This window comes from Nocardia neocaledoniensis, assembly GCF_029868625.1.
Lineage (GTDB): Bacteria > Actinomycetota > Actinomycetes > Mycobacteriales > Mycobacteriaceae > Nocardia > Nocardia neocaledoniensis_A.
On the sequence record NZ_JARWOJ010000111.1, the window covers coordinates 1 to 6,818 of the forward strand.

5 protein-coding genes and 1 pseudogene are annotated in these 6,818 nt (G+C 69.9%); 4 read left to right on the top strand and 2 right to left on the bottom strand.

The features are described 5' to 3' along the window. Positions 1-181 precede the first annotated feature (181 nt). Positions 182-2,158: pseudogene (glgX, locus tag QH270_RS07680) on the bottom strand (glycogen debranching protein GlgX); the annotation flags it as partial. 57 nt (positions 2,159-2,215) lie between these two features. Then, positions 2,216-2,773, bottom strand: a complete 558-nt coding sequence (locus QH270_RS07685) for a cupin domain-containing protein (RefSeq protein ID WP_280339794.1) — start codon at positions 2,771-2,773, stop codon at positions 2,216-2,218. 28 nt (positions 2,774-2,801) lie between these two features. On the opposite strand from QH270_RS07685, the gene QH270_RS07690 reads away from it, so the two are divergent. Genes QH270_RS07690 through bioD form a run of 4 tightly spaced genes read left to right on the top strand, consistent with a single transcriptional unit; the run spans position 2,802 to position 6,465 of the window. After that, the gene (locus QH270_RS07690; RefSeq protein WP_280339795.1) at positions 2,802-3,257 is read left to right on the top strand and encodes a MarR family winged helix-turn-helix transcriptional regulator; all 456 of its coding nucleotides are present in this window, start codon (positions 2,802-2,804) and stop codon (positions 3,255-3,257) included. A gap of 60 nt (positions 3,258-3,317) precedes the next feature. After that, positions 3,318-4,595: an adenosylmethionine--8-amino-7-oxononanoate transaminase gene (locus QH270_RS07695; protein ID WP_280339797.1), complete on the top strand. Its 1,278-nt coding sequence runs from the start codon at positions 3,318-3,320 to the stop codon at positions 4,593-4,595. Then, entirely contained in the window at positions 4,592-5,776 is a 1,185-nt protein-coding gene (locus tag QH270_RS07700; RefSeq protein ID WP_280339799.1) for an 8-amino-7-oxononanoate synthase, read from the top strand. The genes QH270_RS07695 and QH270_RS07700 overlap by 4 nt, the downstream gene beginning before the upstream one ends. Further along, positions 5,773-6,465, top strand: a complete 693-nt coding sequence (bioD, locus tag QH270_RS07705) for a dethiobiotin synthase (RefSeq protein WP_280339800.1) — start codon at positions 5,773-5,775, stop codon at positions 6,463-6,465. Before QH270_RS07700 ends, bioD begins: the two co-directional genes overlap by 4 nt. Positions 6,466-6,818: the final 353 nt, after the last annotated feature.

A 6,818-nucleotide genomic window follows, 5' to 3' on the forward strand; every position in this document is an offset into this window, starting at 1 on the left:
GGGTGATGGTGCGCGGGGTGTAGACGCTGAGCGCGGCACCCGCCAGCGGCAGCTTCTCGGTGCGGGTCGGCACCACGTGGGTGTCGGCCGGGATCTGCATCTGGGCGAGCGCGTCGCCCGCGGTGTGGTTCTAACAGTCAAGGGCGAGAGTCCATTCCGCGCCGAACTCCGGCGCGGGTTACACGAAATCGAGTGCTTCGTCGTGCGCATTGAAGCACAGCAGGAACGAATCATCCGTGATGCGTTCCCCGCGCGGTCCCGGTTCGGGGATTCCGTCACCGTCGAGCAGCACGGCCAGCGATTTGCCGAAGCCGCTGTGCCAGTCGTCGGTGGTCATCTCGGCGCCCGATGGGGTGAACCAGGCGATCTCGCGGCCGCGGTCGGCGCCGTCGCCCGGCCCGGCGGCCAGGAAACGGCGGCGCCGGAAGATCGGGTGTTCGGTGCGCAGGGCGATGACCGAGCGGGTGAACGCGAGCAGGTCGGCATTGGTCCGCGCCAACGACCAGTCCATCCAGGCCAGCGGCGAATCCTGGCAGTACACATTGTTGTTGCCGTCCTGGGTGCGCCCGATCTCGTCACCGTGGGCCAGCATCGGCGTGCCCTGGCTGAGGATCAGCGTGGCCAGCAGGTTGCGCTGCTGGCGAGCCCGCAGTTCCAGGATCTCCGGGTCGTCGGTCGGGCCTTCGACGCCGCAGTTCCACGACCGGTTGTAGCTCTCGCCGTCGCGGTTGTCCTCGCCGTTGGCGTCGTTGTGTTTCTCGTTGTAGGACACCAGGTCCCGCAGGGTGAAGCCGTCGTGGGCGGTGACGAAGTTGATGCTGGCGCTCGGGCGCCGCCCGGTCGGCTCGTACAGATCCGACGAGCCGGTGAGCCGATACGCGAACTCGCCCAGCGTCGCCGGCTCACCGCGCCAGTAGTCGCGCACCGTGTCGCGGTATTTGCCGTTCCACTCGGTCCACAGGCTGGGGAAGTTGCCCACCTGGTATCCGCCCTCGCCCACGTCCCACGGCTCGGCGATGAGCTTGACCTGACTCACCACCGGATCCTGATGCACCAGGTCGAAGAACGCCGAAAGCCGGTCCACGTCGTGCAGTTCGCGGGCGAGGGTGGCGGCCAGGTCGAACCGGAAGCCGTCGACGTGCATGTCCAGGATCCAGTACCGCAGCGAGTCCATGATGAGCTGCAGGGTGTGCGGATGCCGCACATTGAGGCTGTTGCCGGTCCCGGTGTAGTCGCGGTAGAGCTCCGGCTCGGTCTCGTCGAGCCGGTAGTAGGCGGCGTTGTCGATGCCGCGCAGGCTCAGGACCGGCCCGAGGTGGTTGCCCTCGCCGGTGTGGTTGTAGACCACGTCGAGGATCACCTCGATGCCCTCGGCGTGCATCGCCCGCACCATCGCCTTGAATTCGGCGACCGCGGCGTCCCCGCGCGGGCGGGCCGAGTACTCGTTGTGCGGGGCCAGGTAACCGATGCTGTTGTAGCCCCAGTAGTTGCGCAGCCCCTGATCGGTGAGCACGTGATCGTGGAAGAACTGATGCACCGGCATCAGCTCGATCGCGGTGACGCCGAGGCTCTTCAGATGCCCGATGATCGCCGGATGCGCGAGCCCGGCGTAGGTGCCGCGCAGCTCCTCCGGAATGTCGGGGTGCGTCATCGTCATGCCCTTGACGTGCGCCTCGTAGATCACCGTCTCGTGATAGGGCCGCTTCGGCGGCCGGTCGGCGCCCCAGTCGAAGAACGGATTGATCACCACCCCGGTCATGGTGTGGCCCAGCGAATCCAGCCCGTAGGTGTAGAGCGAGGGATCGTTGACGAACTGTCCGTCGAAGGCCTTGCCGTAGGGATCGAGCAGCAATTTGCTGGGGTCGCAGCGCAGCCCCAGCTCCGGCTCGTAGGGCCCGTGGACGCGGAAACCGTACCGCTGGCCCGGCGTGATCGCGGGCAGGTAGGCGTGCCAGACGTAGCCGTCGACCTCATCCAGTTCGATTCTGGTCTCGGTCCCGTCCTTGGCGATGAGGCAGAGGTCGACACCGGTGGCGACCTCGGAGAACACCGAGAAATTGGTGCCCGCGCCGTCGTAGGTGGCGCCCAGCGGGTACGCGGTGCCCGGCCACACACCCAGTGGGGTCACCTCACCGGAGCGGTCGTTCGGGCTCGACATGCTACGACAGTAGAGGACTCCCGTCCGCGTCCGCGCGGGTCCGCACTGGGTGCTTCGTCACCCCTGCTCAGTGGCGCGGGTGGCCGCGCGCAGCCGCCGCGCGTAGCCCGTGCGCCGGGCCAGCGCGGCCAGGCCGCCGAACACCAGCCGTTGCAGCGGCACGGGCGGACCGGCGAGGTAGCCGTCCTGGTACTCCCACAGCAGTCCGAGGGCGAGGGGGTTGCGCGGCAATTTGCCCGCTGTCGTCCGGCCGGTGGTGTCCAGGCCGCTCCAGAACTCGAACATCGCCCAGTGCCGCAGCGGTGGCCGGATCAGGTGGTCCAGCACCGTGTCGGGTGCCTCGTTCCAGAACTCGTGGACCGCGCGCGGGGGCGCTGTCACCGTGTCGCCCGGTTCGGCCACGATCTCGGTGCCGTCGATCCGGAAGCGCACCCGGCCGCTGCGGATCGTCCAGGTCTCGCTGATCTCGGGGTGCCAGTGTGGCCCGGCCTCCCGCCCCACGTGCGGCAGGACGTGCTCGAGCCGCAGGTACGCGCCCTGCTCGTCGGCGCCGCGGTCGAGGAGTGTCACGCGGTGTCCGTTGCGGAAGGTGAGGACGGTGCCGATGTCAGCCATATCAATATACAAAGGTAACCTTCCTAATATGTCCATGGATCGTCCGTCCACGCTGTTGAAACTCCTGGTCCAGGCGACCGACTCGTACGAGCGCGCGCTCGACGAGCGGCTGCGCGTCGCGCTCGGGACGGACCTGCGGCCTGCCCACTACGCGGTCTTCCGGTACCTGGATCCCGCCGGCTCGCGGGTGACGGCGCTGGCCGAGGCCGCCGGGATGACCCAGCAGTCGATGGGGGAGCTGGTCACCCACCTCGAACGTGGCGGCTATGTGGAGCGCAGGCCCGACCCCGCGGATCGGCGGGCCCGCCTGGTCGTCGTCACCGCCGCGGGTGCCGAGGCCCTCGCGCTGGCCGGTGCGCACATCCGCCGGATCGAGGAAGCGCTGGCAGGCGAACTGGGCGAATCGGCCCTCGACGGGGTGCGCGCCGCGCTGGCGCGGGTCCCCGGTGTCCTCGCCGCCCTGTCCGACACGGACGGGAGGTGATAACTTGAACGGCGTTCAAGGCCGTCGTTCCGGCGGCACCGGGCGACGACGAGGACACCTGTGGACCTGACTCCCGAGCAGATCACCGCCGTCGATGCCGACCACGTCTGGCATCCGTACGGCGGCTTCCCCGCGACCACCGAACCCCTGGTCGTCGCGAGCGCGGCCGGCACCAGGCTCACCCTCGCCGACGGGCGCGAACTCGTCGACGGGATGAGCTCGTGGTGGGCCGCCGTCCACGGCTACCGCCACCCGGTCCTCGACGCCGCCTTGCTCGCGCAGTCCCAGCGGATGAGTCACGTGATGTTCGGCGGCCTCACCCACGAGCCCGCGGCCCGGCTCACCCAGCTCCTCGTCGAACTCACCCCCGACGGGCTGAACAAGGTGTTCCTCTGTGACTCCGGCTCGGTCTCGGTGGAGGTCGCGGCGAAGATGTGCCTGCAGTACTGGCGCGGGGTCGGCAAGCCGGGCAAGCACCGGCTGCTCACCTGGCGCGGCGGCTATCACGGCGACACCTTCACCCCGATGAGCGTGTGCGATCCCGAGGGTGGCATGCACGCACTGTGGACCGACGTCCTCACCGAGCAGGTGTTCGTCCCCGCCCCGCCGGCGACCTTCGAACCCGGCTACGTCACCGAGCTCGAGCGCGCCGTCGCCGCTCATCGCGACGAGCTCGCCGCCGTCATCGTCGAGCCGGTCGTGCAGGGCGCGGGCGGCATGCGCTGGCACGATCCGCGCTATCTCACCGAACTGCGCCGGATCTGCGACGCGAACGAGGTACTGCTGGTCTTCGACGAGATCGCGACCGGTTTCGGCCGCACCGGCGCTTTCTTCGCCGCCGACCACGTGGGCGTCGCCCCCGACGTGATGTGCGTGGGCAAGGCGCTGACCGGCGGCTATCTCACGCTGGCCGCCACGCTGTGCACCACCGCGATCGCCGAGACGATCAGCGCGGCGCACGGCGGACTGATGCACGGTCCGACCTTCATGGGCAACCCGCTGGCCTGCGCGGTCGCGGTCGCCTCGATCGAATTGCTGCGCTCGCGGGACTGGCGCGGCGAGGTCGCGCGGATCGAGTCCGAGCTGCGGGCCGGACTCGCGCCGCTGGCCGAGCTGTCGGGTGTCTCCGAGGTGCGCGTACTCGGCGCGATCGGGGTCGTCCAGCTCGACCGCCCCGTGGACATGCGCGCCGCCACCACCGCCGCGGTGGACGCGGGCGCCTGGCTGCGCCCGTTTCGCGACCTGATCTACACGATGCCGCCGTTCATCAGTTCCACCGACGACATCGCCACCATCACCGGCGCTGTCCGGTCCGCGGCGAAGGCCTCCCTCGGATGACCCTGAACAGCGTTCAAGTATGCTCCTCAGCTGTGAGTACCGATCCTTTGAGCTGGTTGGACGAGCGCGCGGCCGAGCGGGTCGACGCCGGGCTGCGCCGCACGCTGCGGGCGCGTGCGGCCGAGTCGCCCGCCATCGACCTGGCCTCCAACGACTACCTCGGCCTGGTGCGCCACCCCGAGGTCGTCGAGGGTGCGGTCGCGGCCGTCCGCCGCTGGGGCGCCGGGTCCACCGGCTCGCGCCTGGTGACCGGAACCACCGCCGAGCACGCCCTGCTCGAGGCCGAGCTGGCCGAATTCGTCGGCGCGGAAGCCGGTTTGGTGTTCGCCTCCGGCTACGCCGCGAACCTGGGCGCGGTCACCGCGCTGGCCGGTCGCGGCACCCTCGTGGTGTCCGACGCGGGCAGCCACGCCTCCCTGGTCGACGCGTGCCGGCTCTCGCGCGCCAGGGTCGAGATCGCCCCGCATCGCGATGTCGACGCGGTCGAACGACTGCTCGCCACACGGCCCGAGGAACGCGCGCTCGTCCTCACCGACTCGGTGTTCAGCGCCGACGGCGACCTCGCCCCTCTCGCGGATCTGCATCGCGTCTGCCGCGCCACCGGTGCGGTCCTGCTCGTCGACGAGGCCCACGGGCTCGGGGTGCGCGGTCGCGGCGGTCGCGGTCTCGTGCACGAGCTGGGCCTGGCCGGTGAGCCGGACCTCGTCATCACCGCCACGCTGTCGAAGGCGTTCGCGGCCCAGGGCGGTGTGGTGCTCGCCGACGCCAGGATCCGCGACCACCTGGTCGACGCCGCCCGCACCTTCATCTTCGACACCGGTCTCGCCCCCGCCGCGGTCGGCGCCGCCCGCGCCGCGCTGGGCCTGCTGCGCCGCGATCCCACGATGGCCGCCCGCGTACTCGACCGCGCCGCCGACATCGCCCGGATAGCCGGTGTGCCGGAACCCGACTCCGCCGTCGTCTCGGTCGTGCTCGGCGAAGCCCAGCTCGCCTTCGACGCCGCCCAGGCCTGCCGCGCCCGTGGCCTCGACGTCGGCTGCTTCCGCCCCCCGTCGGTCCCCGAGGGCACCTCGCGCCTGCGCCTGACCGCCCGCGCGAACCTCACCCCCGCCGAACTCGACACGATCGCCGAGGTCTTGCACGGGGTCCTGGCCGACGCGCGACAGCCGGTGACCGCATGAGCATCCTGCTGATCAGCGGTACCTCCACCGACGTCGGCAAGACCGTCGTCACCGCCGCGCTGGCCGCCGCCGCCCGCGCCGCGGGCCGGTCCGTCGCGGTGTGCAAACCCGCCCAGACAGGCATGGCCCCCGGCGAACCGGGTGACCTCGCCGAGATCACCCGGCTCTCCGGCGTCACCCGCACCCTCGAACTGGCCAGATACCCGGAACCACTGGCGCCCGACACCGCCGCCCGCCGCGCGGGCCGGCCACTGCTGACGCTGGAAGAGACCGTCGCCGCCGTCGACGGCCTGCGCGATGCCGACCTCGTGCTGGTCGAAGGCGCCGGCGGCCTGCTGGTCCGGATGGGGGAGTTCACCCTGCTCGAACTCGCCCAGAAGCTCGGCGCGCCCGTCCTGGTCGTGGCCGCCGCGGGGCTCGGCACTCTCAACCACAGCGAACTCACCACCCGCACACTGGCCGCCGCGGGTGTGCCGTGCGCCGGGGTGGTCATCGGGTCCTGGCCCGTCGAGCCCGATCTCGCCGCCCGCTGCAACCGCGACGACCTGCCCCGGGTCACCGAGGCTCGGCTCCTCGGGTCCGTCCCCGCCGGCGTGGGTGCCTGGGACCGCGACCGGTTCACCGCCGCGGCACCCGGCTGGTTCGCCGCCGACTGGCTGCCGAACACCGCCTCTGACCAGGCGATTTGACTTCATGATCTTCGGTGCGTAACTTTCTTCGAGTCAGAGCGACACGGACACCGACCCGGTACCGAGGTACCAGGGAAAACGAGGTTGGACGATGAGCGCCTGGCTGATCTTGTGTGCAGGGTAACTTCCTCTCGAACTTGCTTCGACGGAATGCCTGCGCTACAGTTGGAAACCTTGCCCTGCTGAATCCCCTTCGAAAGTTGCGGGTAGAGGCTTGTGCGTGTGTTCTTTGAGAACTCAATAGTGTGTCGATGAATGTCAGTGCCAATATTATTATTGGTTCCGGCCTTTCATACCCCCCGGTTGGAAGGTTGGGCATTTTGAATATCAGCAAACTTTTGCTGGTGTTCGGC